The sequence below is a fragment of the Streptomyces sp. NPDC007896 genome, assembly GCF_042959425.1.
Lineage (GTDB): Bacteria > Actinomycetota > Actinomycetes > Streptomycetales > Streptomycetaceae > Streptomyces.
This window is the reverse complement of the sequence record NZ_JBIBKX010000015.1, coordinates 182,324-201,739: the sequence shown is the minus strand read 5'-3', so window position 1 is coordinate 201,739 and position 19,416 is coordinate 182,324. Positions and strand designations below refer to the sequence as shown.

Sequence of the window (19,416 nt, the reverse complement as noted above, 5' to 3'; positions counted from 1 at the left end):
GCGCCGATCCTACGTTGAGTCGCATGACCAACACGCTGGAGCACACCACGGGCACCCCACTCCTGAGTTCGGTCCGGATGGCGCACTTCGTGGCCCACGGCTCGCTGCGGCTGGACGCCGTCGTGCCGCCGGAGATGAACGCCGAGGGCATGGAGGTGCTGCGCGCAGGCGTGCCCGAGGTGCCCTACGGCAGCTCCGTGCCGGCCGCCTACCCGGCGGGTTCCTTCGTCCGTCGGCTGCTGGAACTCCCCGCCGTGGCCGGGGCCCTGCGGAGCCTCGTCGGGCCCGGCCCCGCCGTCGACCACCACTTCGTCCACATCCGCGAACCGCGCGAGGGCCGGGCGCAGCCGCTGCACGGTGACGCGATCATCGATGTGCGCACCGACGCCTTCGACGTGCAGCTGATGTACTACCCGCAGGACGTCACCCTCGACATGGGCGGCACGCTCAGCGTGCCGGGCAGCCATCTGCGGCGGACCAACGAGTCGGACACCGGGCGCTACCAGAATCTGCGCGGGCAGAGCCGGCTGGTCTGCCCGGCGGGGACCGTGGTGTTTGTGCACCATGGCCTGTGGCACGGCGGGCGGCGCAACGACAGCGACGTGGTCCGCTATATGTTCAAGATCCGCTTCAATCCGACCGTGCGGCAGCGGCGGCTGTGGGACACCTCGGATCTCGGCGACCCGCGGGTCGCCGGGGAACTCTCCACGATGTTCCCCTGGTACGAGCCCGCCACCGGCCGCCTCGAGATCTACCACCGGGTCCTGCTGTGGCGCGCGCTCACCGGGGACGACTCCTTCGACCTGGACCACTGGGTGACCCGGGTCTCCAACCGCCCTCAGAGGGAAGCCGTATGAGTGTCCGTCAGCAGGTTCTGGTCCTCTACCTGGCCACCTCCGCCCTGGACGCGGAGGTGGTGGGCTGGTCGGTCTACGACGGCACCGGCCGCACGTCCCCCACGACCGGGGACAGCGACGAGCCGCCGTACGCGTCGGGTGTGGACGCCCTGAAGGACGGCTGGCGGCTGTTCCAGGCGGCGCAGCTGATCCCGCCGTATCCCGGGGGCGAGTACGACGTGTCGTTCCTCAAGCACGAGTTCTTCTTCGAGAAGCTGGTCGACGTCGGGGGCCGCTGAGGTCAGGCGCTCAGTACACGGATCAGGCGCGCCACCGTCCCCGCCATCGCCTCCCGCCCCACGCTGAGGTACTTGCGGGAGTCGACGGCTTCGGGGTGGGCGGCGAGGAACTCCCGGATGGCGCCGGTCATCGCGATGTTCAGGGCGGTGCCGACGTTGACCTTGGCGATGCCGCCCGCGACGGCCGCGGTCAGTTCGTCGTCCGGCACTCCGGAGGAACCGTGCAGGACGAGCGGCACGCCGAGCGCCGCGGCCAGCCGCTTGAGGCGGTCGTGGTCGAGGGCGGCGGTGCGGGTGGTCATCGCGTGCGAGCTGCCGATCGCGACGGCCAGGGCGTCGACGCCGGAGTCGGCCACGAAGGCACGGGCCTCGGCGGGGTCGGTGCGGGCGCCGGGCGCGTGCGCGTCGAGCGCCGGCTCACCGTTCTTGCCGCCCACCGCCCCCAACTCGGCCTCGATCCACAGGCCTTGGGCGTGTGCCCAGTCGGCGGCGGCCCGGGTGGCGGCGAGGTTCTCCTCGTACGGCAGCCGGGCCGCGTCGTACATCACCGAGCTGAATCCGGCGGCGGCCGCCTGGCGGAGCAGTTCGTCGCTCTCGACGTGGTCGAGATGCAGCGCGACGGGCACCGAGGCACGTTCGGCGGCCGCGGCGGCGGCGCGGGCCAGGGGCAGCAGCCGTCCGTAGCGGAACTTCACGGCGTTCTCGCTGACCTGGAGGACGACGGGGGCGGCCACGGACTCGGCGCCCGCGATGACGGCCTCGACATGCTCCAGGGTGATGATGTTGAACGCGGCGACGGCGGTCCGCGCCCCGGCCGCGGCGGTGACCAGGTCACCGGTGGCTGCGAGTGGCACAACTTCTCCTTCTGGGTGCGCGGCCCGCCGGCTCAGCGGGCCGACGGGGCGAGGACGACCGAGCGGGTGAGGTGGCGCGGCCGGTCGGGGTCGAGTCCGCGGGCCGCGGCGACGGCGACCGCGAGCCGCTGGGCGCGGACGAGCTCGGCGAGCGGGTCGAGTTCACCTGCCACCCACCGTCCCCCCGTGGCCCGTACCTGCTCGGCCAGCCCTTCGGGGGCCTCGCCGAGCATCCAGGTGGCCGTGCCGGCGGTGGTGATGCTGATGGGCCCGTGCCGGTACTCCATCGCCGGGTACGCCTCGGTCCAGGCCAGGGAGGCTTCACGCATCTTGAGCCCGGCCTCGTTGGCGAGCCCGACGGTCCAGCCGCGGCCGAGGAAGGTGAACTGGGCGCAGTCGACCAGCCCTTCGGGCAGCGGGGTCGCGAGCGCGGTGCGCGCGTCGGCGACGACGGCGTCGGTGTGCAGTCCGAGGTGGGCGCGGAGCAGGGTGAGCGCGGTGGTCGCGAACCGGGTCTGCACCACGGAGCGTTCGTCCGCGAAGTCGAGTACGACGAGCTCGTCCGCGAGGTCCGTCACGGGGGTCGCGGGGTCGGCGGTGATCGCGGTCGTCCTGGTACGCCCGCGCAGCCGCCCGAGGAGTTCGAGCACCTCGGTGGTGGTGCCGGAGCGGGTGAGGGCGACCACATGGTCGTAGGAGCGGCTGCCTGGGAACTCCGAGGCGGCGAAGGCGTCCGTCTCGCCCTGCCCGGACCCTTCACGCAGAGCGGCGGCGGCCTGCGCCATGAAGAAGGAGGTTCCGCAGCCCACGATCGCGACCCGCTCCCCCGCTTCCGGCAGTGCGCCACCGTGCGCCTTGGCCTGCTCGGCGGCGCGGATCCAGCACTCGGGCTGGCTGTTCAGCTCGTGCTCGACATGGGTCATGCCGTACCCCTCCTACTGACGTCCTCCATGCAAGATAGTGCAAGTTAAGGCCGACTTTCGAGCACAATCAAGCATTTCGACGTCGGAAATGCCAGGGAATGCGGTATGCCGGGGGTGCGCTAGGGTCGCGAAGGATCGAGGAACGGAGTGTGCGGATGTCGCGCGACGCCCGCTGGAAGGCGCTGCTGGAACTGCTCGTGGAGCGGGGCCGACTGGAGGTCGAACAGGCCGCGGCCGAGCTGGAGGTGTCGCCCGCCACGATCCGGCGCGACTTCGACCAGCTCGCCGAGCAGCAAATGCTCGTACGCACCCGGGGCGGCGCGGTCGTCCACGGCGTGTCGTACGAACTGCCGCTGCGCTACAAGACCGCCCGGCACGCCTCGGAGAAACAGCGCATCGCGAAGGCGGTGGCCGATCTCGTCGCGCCCGGCGAGGCGGTGGGCCTGACCGGCGGCACGACCACCACCGAGGTGGCCCGCGCACTGGCGGTACGCCCTGATCTCGCCTCGGGGTCGCCCGCGCTGACCGTGGTGACGAACGCGCTCAACATCGCGGGCGAACTGGCCGTGCGGCCCCAGTTCAAGATCGTGCTGACCGGCGGGGTGGCCCGCCCGCAGTCGTACGAGCTGGTCGGGCCGCTCGCGGACGGTGTGCTCAGCCAGATCACCATGGACGTCGCCGTGCTGGGCGTGGTCGCCTTCGACGTGACGCACGGGGCGGCCGCCCACGACGAGGCCGAGGCGGCGATCAACCGGCTGCTGTGCGAGCGCGCCGAGCGTGTGATCGTCGCCGCCGACTCCAGCAAGCTGGGCCGGCGTGCCTTCGCCCGGATCTGCGCGGCCGAGTCGGTGGACACACTGGTCACCGACTCGGCGGTGGACGAGGAGACCGTGCGGCGGTTCACGGAGGCAGGGGTCGAGGTCGTCGCCGTCTGACGGTCCCGAGCCCCGCCGGCTCGACGCCGGTTTCACGAACCCTTTCGGTGCGGCGCAGTGACCGTGAGCGTGCGGACGTCGCGGCTGGTGGCGGAGGCGTCGGGCGCGACGAGCACCGTCCTGGGGCCGCCCGGGCGGTGCACGACGACGCTGGGGAAGGCCGGGTCGGCCAGGGCGAGTTGCCCGGTGCCGGCGGCTTGCGGGTACATGCCGAGGCTCGCCCACACGACCCAGGAGGACATCGCGCCGAGGTCGTCGTTGCCGACGAGGCCGTCCGGGCGGTCGCTGAACAGGGTGGTCAGGGCGCGGCGGACGGTGTCGCGGGCGCGGTCGGGGCGGCCCGCGAAGTCGTACGCCCAGGGGGTGTCGAACGACGGCTCGTTGCCGAGGTAGGCGTAGGGCTGGGTGCCGCCCGCGTTGAGCTGGGTGAAGAAGGTGTCGAGGCGGGCGGTGACGGCGGCGTTCCCGCCCATCAGGGTGAAGAGCCCGGGCAGGTCGTGCGGGACCATCCAGGTGTACTGGGCGGCGTTCCCCTCGACGTACTCCTTCGTCTGCGCGGGGGTGAAGGCCGGCCAGGTGCCGTCGGCAGCGCGCGGCTGGAGGTAGCCGGTGGCGGGATTGAAGAGGTTGCGCCAGTTCCCGGAGGCCTTCAGCAGGGTGTCGTAGGCGGAGGTGTCGCCCAGACGGTGGGCGAGCTGGGCCAACGCGTAGTCGCAGACGGCGTATTCGAGGGTGGTGGCCGCCGGGCCCCACACTCCCTTGGTGCCGGCGGGGATGTAGCCGAGGGAGTCGTACTGCGCGTGTCCGGGCCGCTGGCGCCCGTCGTTGCGGCCCGCCATGGCAGCGCGCAGCAGGCCGCGGGCGTCGAAGTCGGTGGCGCCGAAGGCGTAGACGGCGGAGGCGATGACGGGCAGCGGGTCGCCGACCATGACGCCGGTGCCGCCGTTGGCGAGGGTCCACCGGTCGAAGTAGCCGGCCTGGACGCCCTGGTTGAGGACGGACTGCGCGATGTCGGAGGCTTCGTGCGGGGCCAGCAGGGCGAGCAGCTGGACCTGGGAGCGGTAGACGTCCCAGCCGGAGAAGTTCGCGTACTGGACGTGTCCCGCGGGGGTGGTGTGGATGCGGCCGTCCATGCCGGGATAGCGGCCGTCGGCGTCGCTGAAGGCACTGGGGTGCAGGAGCGAGTGGTACAGGGCGGTGTAGAAGACCCGGCGCTGGGTGTCGGTGCCGCCGCCGACACTGATGCGGCCGAGCCAGTCGTTCCACCGGTCGCGGGCGGCCCGCCGGATCTGGTCGTACGGGTCCGTGTGCTGCTCGGCGGCGATGTTCCCGCGGGCGCCGTCGACGCTGACGAAGGAGACGCCGACGCGGACGGTCACCGTGCGTACGTCGGGTCCGAAGGAGACCTGCGCGGCGCCCGGTCTGCCGTCGGGGTGGACGACGTGGGCGAAGGGGTGGTCGAACACGGCGTGGAAGTAGAGCCGGTAGCGGTTGGCGGACTTGCAGAAGCCGCCGCTGTCGGTGAACCCGGACAGGGTGTCGGTGCCGATGTCGACCGTTCCGGTCGCCGCGTTGAACGCCTTGCCCGCGTCGACGCTCAGCGCGGCGGGGCGGTCGTCGGTGGCCGGGTAGGTGAAGCGGGCGATGCCGGAGCGCTGGGTGGCGGTGAGTTCGCTGCCGATGCCGTTGTCGAAGACGACCCGGTAGCTTCCGGGTGTCGCCAGCTCGTTGGCGTGCGAGAAGGTCGCCCGTCCACTGGTGTCGCCGGCGAGCATCGGCATGAAGGGCACATTGCCGTAGTCCCTGCAGCCGGCCCCGGAGATGTGGGTGAGGCTGAACCCTCTGATCCGGTTGTCCCCGTACGCGTACCCGCCGTGCTGGTAGGTCACCGTGTCCGGGCTCCACTGCACCCCGCCGAGCGGCGCGGTCGCGCCGGGGAAGGTGTTTCCGGCACCACCGCCGTGGCCGAAATCGGCTCCTCCGGGCGCGGTACCGACGAAGGGGTTCACGTACTGGGCCGGGTCGGCCACCGTGTCGTTGGCGGCGGCTGGTGCGGCCGGGGCGGACGACACGAGGAGCACGGCGGCGCCGGCCAGCGCGGCCCGGCGGAAGGGGAATCGCAAGTGAGTCTCTCCGGGCTGTGGCGGGGACAGGCCCTGTCCCCGGGGCGGCAGGGCATGAGGGCGACAGTCTCCCCGGGGATGCCGTCGCTCCCGCGCCGCCACGCCCGGAGATCACCCGCACGGCGGAGCGCCCGCTCTCACCCGACCGGCTCGTGCGACGCGACGGCCTCCACCTGCGCACCCTCCACAACCGGCCAGCCCGCGGTGCCCGAACACACGCGCCAACTGGCTAGACTACGCAGCCTCGTGCATGTGATCCGGTCACGTCCGATCACAGCCGTTCCCGAAGGGTTTCGACGCTTGATAGCCATCGAAGATGTCAGCAAGCGATATGCCGACGGCACGGTGGCCGTCGATCGCCTGTCCCTCCAGATACCGAACCACTCGATCACCGTGCTCGTCGGGCCTTCGGGGTGCGGCAAGACCACCACACTGCGGATGATCAACCGCATGATCGAGCCCAGCAGCGGCACGATCCGCGTCAACGGCGAGGACATCCTCCGCAAGCCGGTCAACGCCCTGCGCCAGTCCATGGGTTACGTCATCCAGAACGCGGGACTCTTCCAGCACCGCACGATCCTCGACAACATCGCCACGGTGCCGCGGCTGCTCGGCTGGTCCAAGCAGCGCGCCCGCGCCCGCGCGGCGGAACTGATGGAACGGGTGGGCCTGGACCCGGCCATGGCCCGCCGCTACCCCTACCAGCTCTCCGGCGGCCAGCAGCAGCGCGTCGGTGTCGCCCGCGCACTCGCCGCCGACCCGCCGATCCTGCTGATGGACGAGCCGTTCTCCGCCGTCGACCCGGTCGTCCGGCGTGGTCTGCAGGAGGAGTTGCTGCGCATCCAGGGCGAACTGGGCAAGGCCATCGTGTTCGTCACCCACGACATGGACGAGGCCATCACGATCGGCGACCGTGTCGCCGTACTGCGCACCGGTGGCAAGCTCGCCCAGTTCGCCGCCCCCGACGAGCTGCTGTCGGCGCCCGCCGACGCGTTCGTGGAGGAGTTCCTCGGCGGCGACCGGGGCATCCGCGGGCTGTCGTTCCTGTCCACCCGCGACCTCGCACTCGACCGCTCCCAGGTCTTCCCGGTCGGCAGCGACTGGCAGCAGCTCGCCGGGAAGTCGGGCGGCGCGGGGCCGGTCCTGGTCACCGACGCGGACGGAAAGCCGCTGGGCTGGGCCGACCTGACGGTGTGGGCCGGTGACGTCCAGGCACTGGAGCCGTACGGGCAGGCCTTCGAGGTCGGCAAGGACTCGCTGCGGGTCGCGCTGGACCGGGCGGTGCTCTCGCCCACCGGTCAGGCGGTCGCCGTGGACGGGGCGGGACGCGTGCTGGGGCTCGCCGGTCAGGAGACGGTCGCCGCGGCGATCCGCGCGGCCAGGCAGCGCCGCGCCGCGGACTCCGAGGGTGTCTCCACGGTGAAGGCCGCGCGATGAACGGCTTCTTCGACATCCCGAGCGACCTGCAGAGCAGCTATTTCGGCCTGATCTCCACGCACATGCAGGAGGCGCTGGTCCCGGTTCTCGTCGGCCTTCTGCTGGCGCTGCCGATCGGCCTGCTGTGCGTCCGCGTCAACTGGATCTATCCGCCGGTCCTCTGGATCACCACGGTGCTGTACGCGATCCCGTCGATCGCCTTCTTCGTGGTGCTCATCGACTACACCGGGCTGAGCAAGACCACCGTGATGATCCCGCTGACCCTCTACAGTCTGGTGGTTCTCGTCCCGGCGGTCGTCGACGGCGTCCGCTCGGTCCCCGAGGAGACGAACGCCGCCGCCGCGGCGATGGGCATCGGTTCGCTGCGGCGCTACCTCCAGGTCCAACTGCCCATCGCCGTACCCGCGATCATGGCCGGGCTGCGCGTGGCGACCGCGTCCAGCATCAGTCTGGTCAGCGTCGGCTCGCTGATCGGCAACCAGGGGGCGCTCGGCAACCTGCTCACCACCGCCATGCTCTACCACCGCCCTCTCCTCGCCGTGAACTCGGTGGTCACCACCGCCGTTCTCGCGGTGCTGGTCGACGCCGTGCTCGTCCTGCTGCGCCGCGTGCTCACCCCCTGGCAGCCGACCTCCGGCCGCAAGGCCGCACGCCGTACGTCCACGATCGCGGGCGCCGCCCGCACACCGGAGAGCGTCTCGTGAACGTACTCAACTTCATCCAGTCCTTCTTCTCCGACGGCTCCCACTGGCACGGGTACGACGGCATCCCGCAGCGTGTGTGGGAACACCTCCAGTACACCGCCGGGGCGCTCGCGATCGCCGCGGCCGTCGGCCTGCCCATCGGCCTGGTCACCGGACACACCGGCCGCGGCGGCAACGCGCTGGCCTTCGTGTCGGCGGGTGCCCGGGCGCTGCCCACCTTCGGGCTGCTGGTGCTGATGTTCGTCTGGCTCGGCCTCGGCATCGTGCCCGTGATGATCCCGCTCGTGGTGCTGGCGGTCCCGCCGATCCTCATCACCACGTACGAGGCGATCCGCACCCTGGATCCCTCCCCCGTCGACGCCGCCCGCGGAATGGGCATGCCGGAGGGGAAGGTCCTGTTCCAGGTCGAGGTGCCGGCGGCGCTGCCGCTGATCCTCAGCGGTCTGCGTTCGGCGGCGATCCAAATCGTGTCCACGGCGACCATCGCGGCCTATGTGAGCCTCGGCGGGGTCGGCCGTTACATCCTGGACGGCCTCTACCAGCGCAACTACGAGAAGGTGGTGGGCGGCGCGGCCCTCACCGCGATCCTCGCGCTGCTCGTGCTGGTGCTGTTCTGGGCCATTGCCCGGGTGGCGGTGTCCCCGGGGGTACGCAGGCGCCGTACGGCCTGAGGAAAAGGAAAGAGGGGGGACGAGCCACAAGGCCCGTCCCCCCTCTTTCCTTCGTTCACTGCTGCGCGGTCGCCAGGGCGTGTTCGAGGACGACGAGGAGCGCGTCCCGTACGGACCCGCGCTCACGGGCGTCGAACACGGTGAGCGGCACGTGGTCGCCGACGTCGAGGGCCCACCGTACGTCGTTCAGGTCGTGTTCGACCTTGCCGTCGAAGGCGTTGACGGCCACCGCGAAGGGGATCTCGCGATGCTCGAAGTAGTCGACGGCCGCGTAGCAGTCGTCGAGCCGGCGGGTGTCGACGATGACGAGCCCGCCGAGGGCACCCTCGACCAGGTCGTCCCACATGAACCCGAAGCGCTCCTGGCCGGGGGTGCCGAACAGATAGAGCTTCAGGGTCGGGTCGAGCGTGACACAGCCGAAGTCCATGGCGACGGTGGTCGTCATCTTCTCCGGGGTGTGGGAGAGGTCGTCGATGCCCGCGGCGACCGAGGTGATGGACGCCTCGGTGGTGAGCGGCTCGATTTCGGAGATGGCACCCACGGTGGTGGTCTTGCCCACGCCGAAGCCGCCCGCGATCACCATCTTCACCGGCATCGGCGGCCGGGGACCCTCGGTGTCAGCGCTCACGGATCGCGCCCCGGGAGTCGGGGATAGCTCGGAGACCATCGATAACCCTTCGCAATACGGTGGCGTCGCGGGCGGATTCGGCCTGCGGTGCGTACAAGGCCAGTTGACCGTCGGCGCGCAGATCGTCGGCGAGCACCCTGATCACATTCAAATGCATCCGCAGTTTCGCCGCGATCTCTGCCAGTGACTGCGGCTGGCGGCAGACCGTGATGATGTCGCGGTGCTGGTCGAAGACGAAGGCGTCCAGCGTGGCCAGACCGAGATCCGTCGCGACGACCTGCGTCTCGATCGGAATCGTCGGCACCAGACTGTCACCGCCGGCGATCCGCCCCGCGGTCAGCAGGAATGGCCTGACGATCGACGGGGGGTGCTCCGCTCCCCATGCGTCGTCGTCGGCGGCTGATGGCTCGCCGGCCGTCATCTCGTCCTCACCCTTCACCTCGCGGGTCGTCCCGGCCTTCGTGACGCCCCCGCCGACCGTCAACCGGTCGGCGCGATCCCCACGGTGTTCTTGAGCTCCATGACCAGTTGCGGGCTCAGAGCGGCACCGGCGCGGTTGGCGAAGAGGGTCATCTCGTACGCGATGTTCCCGAGCTTCGCCTCCTTGGAGGCGACCACGCCGAGCACGGCGCCCGCGCCGAGCGCGGACACCAGGACGTGCCCTTCCTCGAGGTCGATGATGACCTTGTTGAGCCCGCCGAGGCCGTAGTTGCCGGACGCGCCCATGGCGAGGCTGGTGATCCCGGAGACGATGGCCGCGAGCCGCTCCGAGTCCGCCTTGCCGCGCAGTTGGGACACCGCGATCAACAGACCGTCGGAGGAGACCCCGATCACGTCGACGACGCCGGCGGTCTCGGTGGCGAAACGATTGAGCAGCCAATTGAAGTCGGCAGCGGCGGCCTTCACGTCCGTCGCCTGTTCCACGGCTGCGGACTCCGGTCCACCTGTCCACATGGTCACTTGCTCATGCCTTCCGGGAATGAGGGTCTGTTGTTCTCTGTGCTGGAATCGCCAGAGGTGTCGGGACGGCCCCCTGAACGGGCCGACCCGAAGCCGGTACCACGGACCTCTGTCGCGCTCTCGCGCTCGGCCCGCAGGACGGCTTCCTCGAACTCGTCGATCTCGGATCGTGCCGCTTCCGCGTCGGCGGTCTGCCAGGCGGGCGGCCGTGGGTTGGTGATGGTCTGTTTGGGCAGCCGGGTCGAGGCGGTGGTGGCCTGCAGGGTCGCACCGCGCACCCGCCGCCTGAGCGGACTGGGGCCGCCCTCGCCCGGTCGCGCCGGGGCGCTGCCGGGTATCGACGGGGCCGTGCCGGAGCCGCGCGCGGTGTTCGCGCCGCGGGGCGGCTGGCCGAGCCCGCCGCTCGTGCCGGTGTTCGGGCCGCGCGGCGGCTGCCCCGCCGCACTCCCCGGGCCGGTGCTCGCGCCGCGTGACCTCTGCACGAGCCCGCTGTCGATGCCGCTGCCCGCGGCGCGCGACGGCCGGCCGTGTCCGCTCTCCATGCCGGTGCCGGTGCCACGCTGGTGACCCGGGCCGCCGACCGCGTCCTGAGGCGTGCCTCGTCGCGCTGTCTCGCGCTCCGCGGGCTGCCTCGCCCCCGCAGGCGTGGTGCCCGGTGTGCCGCCCGGCCTGGGCCTGGAGGCACCGGCATAGCCGCCCATGGCGCCGTCGCCCGTCGGTTCCTGACGGCCCGTGTGGCCGTCCGCTCCCCGGCCGCGCGCGGGGATCCTGCGGGGCAGGGACGAGGGGCCGGGTTCCGGGTCGACCGCCGCGGGGCGCGGTTCGGTCCCGCCGGAGCGGCGTGGCGGCGGCAGGATGTGCGGGGCCCTGGCCGCGGCCCCCGTGGGGTCGGCGAGCAGCAGTTGGGAGCCGGGCACCGCGACGGTGACGGTGACGCCGCCGCCCGGGGTGCGGGTCAGGACGACCTCGATGCCCCAGCGCCGGGACAGACCGCCGACCACGAAGAGGCCGAGGACCTCGGTCGGGGCCAGGTCGAGCCGTTCGCGGCGGATCAGGCGGGCGTTCTCCTCCTCCAGCCGCTCGGCGCTCATCCCGAGTCCGTGGTCGATGATCTCGATCAAGGCGCCGCCGCCGGAGCCGTGCCGGGGCCGCAGGACGACTTCGACGCTGCTGGACGCCGGGGAGAACGTCACCGCGTTCTCCAGCAGTTCGGCGAGCATCAGCGTGAGGTCGCCGACGATGTCGGGGGCGACGGTGACATCGCCCTCGGCGTGCGGGGTGACCCGCTGGTAGCCCTCGATCTGGCCGAGCGCGGCGCGGACGATGTTGCTGAGCCGCATGGGCCCGGTGTTGAGGCCCGTCTCGCGGATGCCGGCGAGCAGCATCAGGCTGTCGGCGTTGCGCTGGAGGCGTACCGCGATGTGGTCGATGCGGTAGAGCCGGTCCAGTACCTCCGGGTCGGTCTCGCCGCGCTCCACCGAGTCGATCAGCGCGAGCTGACGAGCGGTCAGGTTGCTGACGCGGTGGCCGACGTTGCCGAACATCTCGGCGATGTTGCGGCGGCTGATGACCTGGCGCTCCAGCAGGGCGGTCGCGGTGACCTGCACCTGGTTGAAGGCTTCGGCGAGTTCGCCGAGTTCGTCGCGGACCGGCACGGGTACGGCTTCCAGGCGCGGCGGGCTCGCGTCGTCGGCGTCGTCGTCGGCGACCCGGGCGAGCTCGGTCTCGGCCGCGTCGGCCACGTGCTGGGCCGCCTCGGTGAGGCTCCGCACGGTCCGCACCACGGAGCGGCGCACCAGCACGGAGAACAGGATCCAGGCCGCGAAGGCGGCGAGGTTGGCGGCCACCAGCCACAGCACCTGCCACCAGGCGTCGCTGGACGCCTTCTGGGTGTCGGCGGCGATCTGGTGGATGAGCGACTCGGTGATCTTCAGCCGGTTCTCCGCCTGACGCTGGTACGTCGGGTCGGCGGCCAGGGCGTCGTCGAGCGCGGCGCGCAGCTGCGAGGCGTTCCCCGCGACCAGACCGCTGGGGTCGACCTGCAGCGCGGCGTAGTGCTGGGCGACGACGCTCTGGTACGGGCTGTGCTCGATCGCGGCGAGCTGGGCGCCCTGTTCCTGGCTGGCGAACCGGGTGAAACGCTCGGCCTGGTAGGTGTACTGCTCGTAGTCGCCCACGGCGCCGGTGTACTCGATGAGCGCGTTGGGGTCCCGGGTCCGGGCCGCGAACACGCTGGTCTCGAAGGACGCGTGGGCGGTGTCGGCGCGCAGCAGCGCGTCCAGCAGATTGCCCGCGGACTCCGAGGACTCGCCGCCCGACTGACCGAGCCCGAGGCCGTTGATGAGGCCCTCGATGACCGATCCGTACGCCGGGTCGATGTTGTCGGCGGGGATCGGGCCCTCTTCGATGGTCTTGCGGAGGCTGTCGAGGCCCTCCAGCTCCTTGAGCGCCTGGGCCTCGGCGTCGGGCAGCCGGTCCCCGTAGGTGGACCGCACGGCCTCCGCCTGGGCGGCGACCTTCTGCTGCGCCTGGAGGAAGGCGGAGGTGCCCGGCGCCTTGTCGCCGGAGCGGGCGGCCTCGTAGCGCAGGGAGACGAGGAGCGCCTGCCGGTGCTCGGTCTGTACGCCGTCGATGAGCTTGGTGACCTGCGCACTGTCCCGCACGAGCTGGGCGGTGGAGGCGGCGGAACGGGCCGAGTCGATCTCGGCGTACACGACATAGGCGATCATCGCCGAAACAACGGCGAGCGGGACAATCACCAGGACGTTGAGTTTCCTGCGGAAAGGCCAACGGTCCAGGAGGGAAGGCGTCCGGCCTATTCGGGGAGCCGTGGTCTGCGGCCCCCGGGCGGCTTTCCTGTGCGCGGGCACCAAACCTCCTTGACTTCATTCCCAATTGGAAGCCCGCAGCCCGGGCTGCGTGGACTGGGTCAAGCCAGCACGCTCGGGCCGAGCAAGTGGAACCAGGTCCCCCGACTCGGCCAACATTAGCGGCTGCCGCAAGAGTACGGCCATGATCAACCAAAAGCTGACATGACGATACGTCGGATTCGCGCACGTTTCGGTCAGGTTGCGCCCACGCGGCGAAGCCGTGTGATCTCCATCGGTGATCTATTCGTGTCTTGACGGTGCGTTACTGGGCTCGATTGGATCGTCATCACGCCATGCCTTCCGGCCGCCGACCGCCCATGCACAAGTCTGGATGACCAACGTGACTCACGCCAGAAGCACCAGAACGACCGCAACGTACGCTGTATCCCTGCTGGTTGTGGCTGCGGCCGCCCTCACGGGCTGCGGTTCCTCCGACAACTCCGACAGCAAGGACCCGCTGAAGGGCGACACCGCCAAGGGCGGCACGGTCGTGGTCGGCTCCAACAACTTCCCCGAGAGCATCCTGCTCGCCGACATCTACGGCGAGGCCCTGAAGGCCAAGGGCATCAAGGTCAGTTACAAGTTGAACATCGGCAGCCGCGAGACCACCTACGGTCTGATCAAGAACGGCACGATCACCGTCCTGCCCGAGTACAACGGCGCGCTGCTGGCCTATCTGAACGCCAAGGCGGCCCCGACCACGGTCGAGGACACCAGCAAGGCCATCACGGCCGCGCTCGATGCCAAGCTGACCCTGCTCGAGCCCTCCAAGGCGGAGGACAAGGACGCGATCGCGGTCAACGAGGCGACCGCCAAGAAGTACAAGCTCACGACCTCGTCGACGATCGCCGACCTCTCCGCCTCGGCCAAGGACGTGGTCATCGGGGGTTCGCCGGAGTTCCAGACGCGCAAGCAGGGATTGGTGGGCCTCAAGTCCGAATACGGCCTCGAATTCAAGTCGTTCAAGGCGCTGGACGCGGGTGGACCGTTGACCGTGGCGGCCCTCAAGGGCAACAACATTCAGGCCGCAGATATTTTCACGACCGACCCCGGAATCACCAAGAACAAGTTCGTGGTCCTTCAAGACCCGAAGAATCTCTTCGGTTTTGAGAACGTGACGCCGCTGGCCTACAAGAGCGGTCTTTCCGCCGCCGGAGTTTCCGCGCTCAACGCCGTATCGGCGAAGCTCGACACGGACACCCTGGTCAAGCTCAACGCCCAGGTGCAGAACGACAACAAGGACCCGCTGGACGTGGCCAAGAGCTGGCTGTCGACGGCCGGCCTGTAGTTCTGACGCAGGTGCGCAGGCCGGAGCGGGAGTCCGCCGCTCCGGCCTTTGCCGTGCCGCGGGGTCACCGCGGCACGACGGCTCGCCCGTCCGTCGCGAGATCACCGGCGGCCTCCCCCGCATCCACGCCGATTTCGGCCTGGGCCCCCGCGCCCTGCGGGACATCGAGAAGGGCAACGCCTCCGGCCGCTTCCAGGTGGACAGTCCCCTCGTCGCCCTCAGCGCCGTCGGCGGCTCCCTCCTCGGGCTGCTCCAGCTGAAGTCGTCCGCCAAGTCCGAGCAGTCGGGCCCCGGCACCGACGAGGAGATGGCCTAACTCATCCTGCGCATGCTGGGCCTGCCCCCCGAGGAAGCCCACGAGGTCGCCCGACGCCCGCTGCCGGTCGCTCGGCCGGACAGGTCCTGAGGCAACCTCGTAGGCTCGCGGGCGCCTCAGGGGCGCTCGGTCAGGAACCGGTCGATGGTCGAGGTGAGTTCCTCGGGCTTCTCCACCGGGAGTTCGTGGCCGGCGTCCAGGATGCGCACCTCCGCGTCCGGGTACGCCTTCGCCATCCGCAGCATCTGGGAGACGGGCAGCTGGATGTCGTAGTAGCCGTGGATCATGAGGGTGGGGACACGGATCTCCCCGACCCGGTCGAGGACGTCGAAGGACCGCATCGCGCCGTAGCAGGTCATGACCACCTCCCGCGGTGTGTTCGCGGAGGTCCGGATGTACTCCTTGATCTCCTCGCGCGGGTAGCCGGGGGCGAAGGCCCGCTGGATGTTGGCGGCGACGAACAGCTTGAACGGCACCCGCGTGGACACCGCCATCAGCAGGCCCCTCCCCCGGCTGTACGTCATCCGGCTGATCGAGTTCACCAGGACCATGCGCTCGATCCGCTCGGGGTGGCCCAGCGTCAGGGTCTGGGCGATCATCCCGCCCATCGAGTGACCGACGGGGACGAACCGGTCGACCTTCAGGTGATCGAGGACGGCGAGGACGTCCCCGGCCAGCTCCCCGATGCTCCGCCGTCCCGACCCGTCGCTCTCGCCGTGGCCGCGCAGATCGACACGTATGACCCGCCGCGTGGCGGAGAAGTGCGCCAGTTGGTGGTCCCAGCGGTGCCGGTTGGCGGTCCAGCCGTGGATGAACACCAGGGGCGCGCCCGCACCGTCGCGGGGGCCCTCGTCGTCGTACGTCAGTCTGGCGCCGTCGACTTCGAGCTGCGGCATGGGTGGCCTCCTGCGGTGCGGTCCGGTTACTGACGGGTACGGTAACCGGCCGCCCGGGCCGCCGTCACCGTCGTTCGCCGAGGAATTCGAGGATGTGTCCGAACACGTCGAGGGCGGCGCCCTTGCCGAGGAACGTGTCCAGATGGCCGTAGCCGGGAATCTCGGTGTACGCGACGTCCAACTGCGGCTGTCTGCGGGCGAGTACGTCGTGACAGAGCCTCTGGGAGTCGAGCCACAGGCCGTTCTCGCTGCCGGCGAGCAGCAGGACGGGGGTGTCGATACGGGCCGCCGCGTCCAGCGCGTTCTGCGGCAGCGCCCGGTAGCGGTGATCGCCGTCGTGCCAGCGCACCACGGTGCGGGCCAGCTCGATGCGGCGCAGATGCGGCAGGATCCACAGCGGGGCGGGGCCCAGCAGCTCGGCGAGCCGGTGGTGGGTGGCCTCGGACAGGTGCTCGTGCACGAACAGCGAGGCGCCCGTCCCCCACGCCGAGTTGTGCAGGATCTGGCAGGTCGGATCCGGGCAGCTCGCCCCGCGGGAGGCGAGGGCGAACAAAGGGGTGTACTTCGACCACAGGCCGGCCTTGCGGATGTCGACCGGTATGTGATCGATGCGGGACCTGAGCAGCTCCCCCGCCAGCGACATGCGCAGCGAGGTGCGGCCCGCGAGCTTCGGCGTCAGGAACACTCCCTGGGACACCACCCCCGCGAGGCCCGGGACCAGCCCGGCCGTCATGCTGAGCGACAGCGTGAGGGAGCCGACGCAGTGGGCGATCACGAACAGCGGCCGGTCGCCGACGCGGCGACGGATCTGGGAGACGGCCGCGGGGATGTCGTACAGGGCGACGTCGTCGTACGTGTACCTCTGGCCGGTCTCGTTGTACGGCAGGCGGCAGCTGCCCCGCCAGTCGAGCAGCCAGGGCTCGTAGCCGTCGTCGAGCAGGACGTCGACCAGGTTGCGGGTCTCGGGCAGCAGGAACATGTCGGCGGACGCGGTGTGCCCGTGCAGGAGCAGCACGGCGGGGCGGTCCGTGTCGCCGCTGTCGACGCGGGTCAGGCCGAGGCGTACGCCGTCGTCGGCACGGAGGGGGATCTCCTCGACCCGCGCCGGGTCGAGGCGGTGGTGGAGGGGACGCAGGGTCGTGGTGCTCCTGACCTTGCGGAGCGTCGGCCTGGTGCGGGAGTCGGTGCTCCGGAGGATCATCGGTGGTGCTCCGAGGGGGTCGGGGTGCGGCGCAGGTCGAGGAGGTCGGCGGCGGCCCGGGCGAAGGGGCCGAGCAGACCGCGGCCCATCTCCAGGCCGAACCAGGCGAGCCAGGTCAGCTTGGCGGCCCGCTTCTCCTGGCTGGTCAGGCGCGGGTCGACCTTGATGCCGTCGACCTGGTCGCGCAGATAGGTGTCGGCGGGCACGACGAGTTCGCCCGCCAAAGCCGCCGGTGCGCCCTCGCGGCCGATCTCGACGGTGAGTGCCCGGGTCTGGCGCCACACGTCACGACGGGCACGGGCGTACTTGTGGCCCTCCAGCCACCAGCGGCCGCCGTCCGCGTCACGCAGCGCCAGCCGGTAGCTGAGGAGCCGGTGGCGCATACCGTGCCGCTGCGGGATGCCCTCCTCGGGCCGGATCCAGACGTCGCCGCGCTCGACGACCAGCGGTTCGCGATGCACCGCCGCGCACGTCAACTCGCCGGTGACATCGACCCGGCGCTCCTTCACCAGCTGGTACATGCTCGCGAGGGAGAGGGTGAGCGCCATCGAGCAAGGAGTGTCGGCGGGGGCTCCGACCGGACCGACACCACCCTCGGTCGTCTCGGAGAACCACAGGTAGGGCTGGTCGTCCTTGTGCGGCAGCCGGGCCAACCCGTCCTGGGCGAGCCGCTCGAACGTCCTCAGCTGGGCCTGGGCGTCGTAGCGGGCGGCGGGCCGCAACCCGAGCGCCTCGACGAGCGTGGCGGTGCGCTCGGCGGTCGCCGCCGGACCCTTCAGGGTCGCCTCGCACAGTCTGAGCGCGGTGGGGCTCTGCAACACCCTGGTGAGGAAGCCCAGTTCGGGCACCGGTTCGGCTTCCAGCCGGGCCAGGGCATCGGTCCGCCACTCGTCCCAGTCCTGTACGCGTACGTGCATCCCGCCGAGTGCCATGTCCCGTACGACGTCGTCGAGGGTGTTGGATACGCCGGTCAGGTTGTAGTCGTAGCCCCACGCGTCGGGTTCGCAGACGACGCCGACCGCGACCCGGCTCACCCAGTCCACCGGAGCCGCGTTCAGGTGGTTGAAGGCGGGGACCGTGCGGAAGCGGCCGAAGGCCGAGAGGAGACCGCTGCTGAGGTCCTGCGGGTTGTAGGCGCCGGTCCTGGTGTGGCCGCCGATGCCGCCTGGGCGCAGGGCAGTGACGATCAGGCCGTGGTCGCGGGCCCTTCGCAGGGCGACCTCCGCCGCCCACTTCGTCTGGTCGTAGCCCGCGACGAGGCGGTCGACGTGGGCGAGCGGGTCGTCCTCGCCCATCGCGGTGATGCCGACCTCGTTGAAGACCGCGATGGAGGAGATGTGGTGCAGCGGCTTCGGCCGGCCGGTCGCCGCGAGTTCGGCGAGGGTCAGCGAGCCGATGACGTTGCTCTGCCGCAGCGACTGGTAGCCGCGCAGGAAGTCCACGGCCGCCGCCACGCCGACGACGCTGTCCAGCTCGTGGGTGAGCGTGGTCCACAGTTCGTCGGACAGGCCCAGGTGCGGGCGCCTGATGTCGCCGGGGAGCACGGTCACCCGGCGGCGGACCTCCGACGACCAGGGCAGCTCGTACCTCTTGAGCGCCTCACCGAGCCGCCCGAGGGCCGCCTCCTCGTCGGCGGCGCGGACCAGGCAGTGGACATGGGCGTCGCTGTGCCGCAGCAGGTCGAGGAGCATATGGCTGCCGAGGAAGCCGGTGGCGCCGGTCAGCAGGATCCGACGGGGCGGCAGCGGCTCGGGGTCACCGGTCCAGGGCAGCCGGTCGGCGAGCGCCAGGTCGGCCAGGATCTGGTCGAGGTCCTCGGGCCGGGCCCTGGAGTACGGGGCGGGGGTGACGGGCACCGCGGGGACGGTGCGGGGGGCCGGGACGGGGACGGTGCGGGGGGCCGGGACGGGGACGGTGCGGGGGGCCGGGACGGGGAGGGTGCGGGGGGCCGGGACGGGGAGGGTGCGAGCCGCCTCGGACGTCCGCGTTTCCGAGGTGGTCGGTGCCGAGAGGGTGGCCGTGGTGTGTGCGGTGGACAGCCAGCGGTGGGCGAGGCTGGTCGGGCGGGCGTCGGCGAAGACGTCGTCGAGGGCGATCTCCATGCCCAGCTCGTCCTCCAGCGCCGCGACGAGTTCCACCGCGCCCACCGAGGTGCCCCCGGCGTCGAAGAAGTCGGCGTCGGGCGACAGATGCCCCTCGGGCAGGTGACGGCCCGCCACGGCGGCGACGGCGGCCGCCAGACCCTTCACGTCCGGGACCACGTCCGGAACCGCTGCCGCCGCAACGCCCCCGTCGGAACCGGTCGGCACGGGCGCCGCGGCCGTCCTCACCTTCGCCAGCAGGGCGTCCACGCTCAGCCCGCCGCCATCACCCCGCTCGATCGCCTCGGCCGTCGCCCGCTGTCCGGCGTACGCCGACGCGCCCTCGTTCATCTCACGCATGAGAGTCCTTCACCCCGTGACTTGTCCTTTCGCT

18 protein-coding genes are annotated in these 19,416 nt (G+C 71.1%); 8 read left to right on the top strand and 10 right to left on the bottom strand.

The features are described from left to right. Window positions 1-23 precede the first annotated feature (23 nt). On the top strand, window positions 24-857 hold the full coding sequence (locus ACFZDJ_RS39110) for a phytanoyl-CoA dioxygenase family protein (protein ID WP_391066232.1): 834 nt from the start codon (window positions 24-26) through the stop codon (window positions 855-857). Further along, on the top strand, window positions 854-1,135 hold the full coding sequence (locus ACFZDJ_RS39105) for a hypothetical protein (protein WP_389594093.1): 282 nt from the start codon (window positions 854-856) through the stop codon (window positions 1,133-1,135). The genes ACFZDJ_RS39110 and ACFZDJ_RS39105 overlap by 4 nt, the downstream gene beginning before the upstream one ends. Window positions 1,136-1,137: 2 nt before the next feature. On the opposite strand, the gene ACFZDJ_RS39100 is transcribed toward ACFZDJ_RS39105, so the two are convergent. Both ACFZDJ_RS39100 and ACFZDJ_RS39095 read right to left on the bottom strand, forming a co-directional pair. After that, complete coding sequence (locus ACFZDJ_RS39100) at window positions 1,138-1,989, bottom strand: ketose-bisphosphate aldolase (protein WP_390931570.1); 852 nt, start codon at window positions 1,987-1,989, stop codon at window positions 1,138-1,140. A gap of 32 nt (window positions 1,990-2,021) precedes the next feature. Then, the gene (locus tag ACFZDJ_RS39095; RefSeq protein ID WP_391066229.1) at window positions 2,022-2,912 is read right to left on the bottom strand and encodes an SIS domain-containing protein; all 891 of its coding nucleotides are present in this window, start codon (window positions 2,910-2,912) and stop codon (window positions 2,022-2,024) included. A gap of 155 nt (window positions 2,913-3,067) precedes the next feature. Here ACFZDJ_RS39095 and ACFZDJ_RS39090 point away from each other — a divergent pair, with 155 nt between their 5' ends. Further along, window positions 3,068-3,847 (top strand): DeoR/GlpR family DNA-binding transcription regulator, encoded by a 780-nt coding sequence (locus tag ACFZDJ_RS39090; RefSeq protein ID WP_168506312.1) that lies wholly within the window; start codon window positions 3,068-3,070, stop codon window positions 3,845-3,847. Window positions 3,848-3,879: 32 nt separating this feature from the next. Here the strand turns inward: ACFZDJ_RS39090 and ACFZDJ_RS39085 are convergent, their stop codons facing one another. After that, window positions 3,880-5,970, bottom strand: coding sequence for a GH92 family glycosyl hydrolase (locus tag ACFZDJ_RS39085; RefSeq protein WP_391066226.1), 2,091 nt, complete (start codon window positions 5,968-5,970; stop codon window positions 3,880-3,882). Window positions 5,971-6,270: 300 nt separating this feature from the next. Between ACFZDJ_RS39085 and ACFZDJ_RS39080 the strand changes: the two genes are divergently transcribed. From ACFZDJ_RS39080 to ACFZDJ_RS39070, 3 genes are read left to right on the top strand one after another with little or no spacing between them, the layout of a single operon-like run. Next, window positions 6,271-7,407, top strand: coding sequence for an ATP-binding cassette domain-containing protein (locus ACFZDJ_RS39080; RefSeq protein ID WP_391066223.1), 1,137 nt, complete (start codon window positions 6,271-6,273; stop codon window positions 7,405-7,407). Then, the gene (locus tag ACFZDJ_RS39075; protein ID WP_385383851.1) at window positions 7,404-8,111 is read left to right on the top strand and encodes an ABC transporter permease; all 708 of its coding nucleotides are present in this window, start codon (window positions 7,404-7,406) and stop codon (window positions 8,109-8,111) included. Before ACFZDJ_RS39080 ends, ACFZDJ_RS39075 begins: the two co-directional genes overlap by 4 nt. Further along, complete coding sequence (locus ACFZDJ_RS39070; RefSeq protein WP_075025595.1) at window positions 8,108-8,782, top strand: ABC transporter permease; 675 nt, start codon at window positions 8,108-8,110, stop codon at window positions 8,780-8,782. Before ACFZDJ_RS39075 ends, ACFZDJ_RS39070 begins: the two co-directional genes overlap by 4 nt. A gap of 55 nt (window positions 8,783-8,837) precedes the next feature. Here ACFZDJ_RS39070 and ACFZDJ_RS39065 read toward each other — a convergent pair whose 3' ends face one another. The 4 genes from ACFZDJ_RS39065 to ACFZDJ_RS39050 are packed head-to-tail and all read right to left on the bottom strand — an operon-like array spanning window position 8,838 to window position 13,240. Then, window positions 8,838-9,449 carry an ATP/GTP-binding protein gene (locus ACFZDJ_RS39065; RefSeq protein ID WP_054228753.1) on the bottom strand — a complete coding sequence of 204 codons (612 nt, stop codon included), beginning with the start codon at window positions 9,447-9,449 and terminating at the stop codon, window positions 8,838-8,840. Continuing rightward, on the bottom strand, window positions 9,400-9,831 hold the full coding sequence (locus ACFZDJ_RS39060; RefSeq protein WP_060898551.1) for a DUF742 domain-containing protein: 432 nt from the start codon (window positions 9,829-9,831) through the stop codon (window positions 9,400-9,402). Before ACFZDJ_RS39060 ends, ACFZDJ_RS39065 begins: the two co-directional genes overlap by 50 nt. 59 nt (window positions 9,832-9,890) lie before the next feature. After that, window positions 9,891-10,364 carry a roadblock/LC7 domain-containing protein gene (locus ACFZDJ_RS39055; protein ID WP_054228754.1) on the bottom strand — a complete coding sequence of 158 codons (474 nt, stop codon included), beginning with the start codon at window positions 10,362-10,364 and terminating at the stop codon, window positions 9,891-9,893. 2 nt (window positions 10,365-10,366) lie between these two features. Beyond that, window positions 10,367-13,240, bottom strand: a complete 2,874-nt coding sequence (locus tag ACFZDJ_RS39050) for an ATP-binding protein (protein WP_391066221.1) — start codon at window positions 13,238-13,240, stop codon at window positions 10,367-10,369. Window positions 13,241-13,571: 331 nt separating this feature from the next. Between ACFZDJ_RS39050 and ACFZDJ_RS39045 the strand changes: the two genes are divergently transcribed. Both ACFZDJ_RS39045 and ACFZDJ_RS39040 read left to right on the top strand, forming a co-directional pair. Beyond that, complete coding sequence (locus ACFZDJ_RS39045) at window positions 13,572-14,528, top strand: glycine betaine ABC transporter substrate-binding protein (RefSeq protein ID WP_384913491.1); 957 nt, start codon at window positions 13,572-13,574, stop codon at window positions 14,526-14,528. A gap of 100 nt (window positions 14,529-14,628) precedes the next feature. Beyond that, a complete protein-coding gene (locus tag ACFZDJ_RS39040) occupies window positions 14,629-14,844 on the top strand; it encodes a hypothetical protein (RefSeq protein ID WP_391066480.1) in 216 nt (71 codons plus the stop codon). A 116-nt stretch (window positions 14,845-14,960) separates the two neighbouring features. Here ACFZDJ_RS39040 and ACFZDJ_RS39035 read toward each other — a convergent pair whose 3' ends face one another. The 3 genes from ACFZDJ_RS39035 to ACFZDJ_RS39025 form a co-directional block, all read right to left on the bottom strand. After that, on the bottom strand, window positions 14,961-15,740 hold the full coding sequence (locus ACFZDJ_RS39035; protein ID WP_390931560.1) for an alpha/beta fold hydrolase: 780 nt from the start codon (window positions 15,738-15,740) through the stop codon (window positions 14,961-14,963). Between the two features lie 64 nt (window positions 15,741-15,804). Further along, window positions 15,805-16,941 carry an alpha/beta fold hydrolase gene (locus ACFZDJ_RS39030; RefSeq protein WP_391066217.1) on the bottom strand — a complete coding sequence of 379 codons (1,137 nt, stop codon included), beginning with the start codon at window positions 16,939-16,941 and terminating at the stop codon, window positions 15,805-15,807. Then, the gene (locus ACFZDJ_RS39025) at window positions 16,938-19,382 is read right to left on the bottom strand and encodes a thioester reductase domain-containing protein (protein ID WP_391066214.1); all 2,445 of its coding nucleotides are present in this window, start codon (window positions 19,380-19,382) and stop codon (window positions 16,938-16,940) included. Before ACFZDJ_RS39025 ends, ACFZDJ_RS39030 begins: the two co-directional genes overlap by 4 nt. Window positions 19,383-19,416 lie beyond the last annotated feature (34 nt).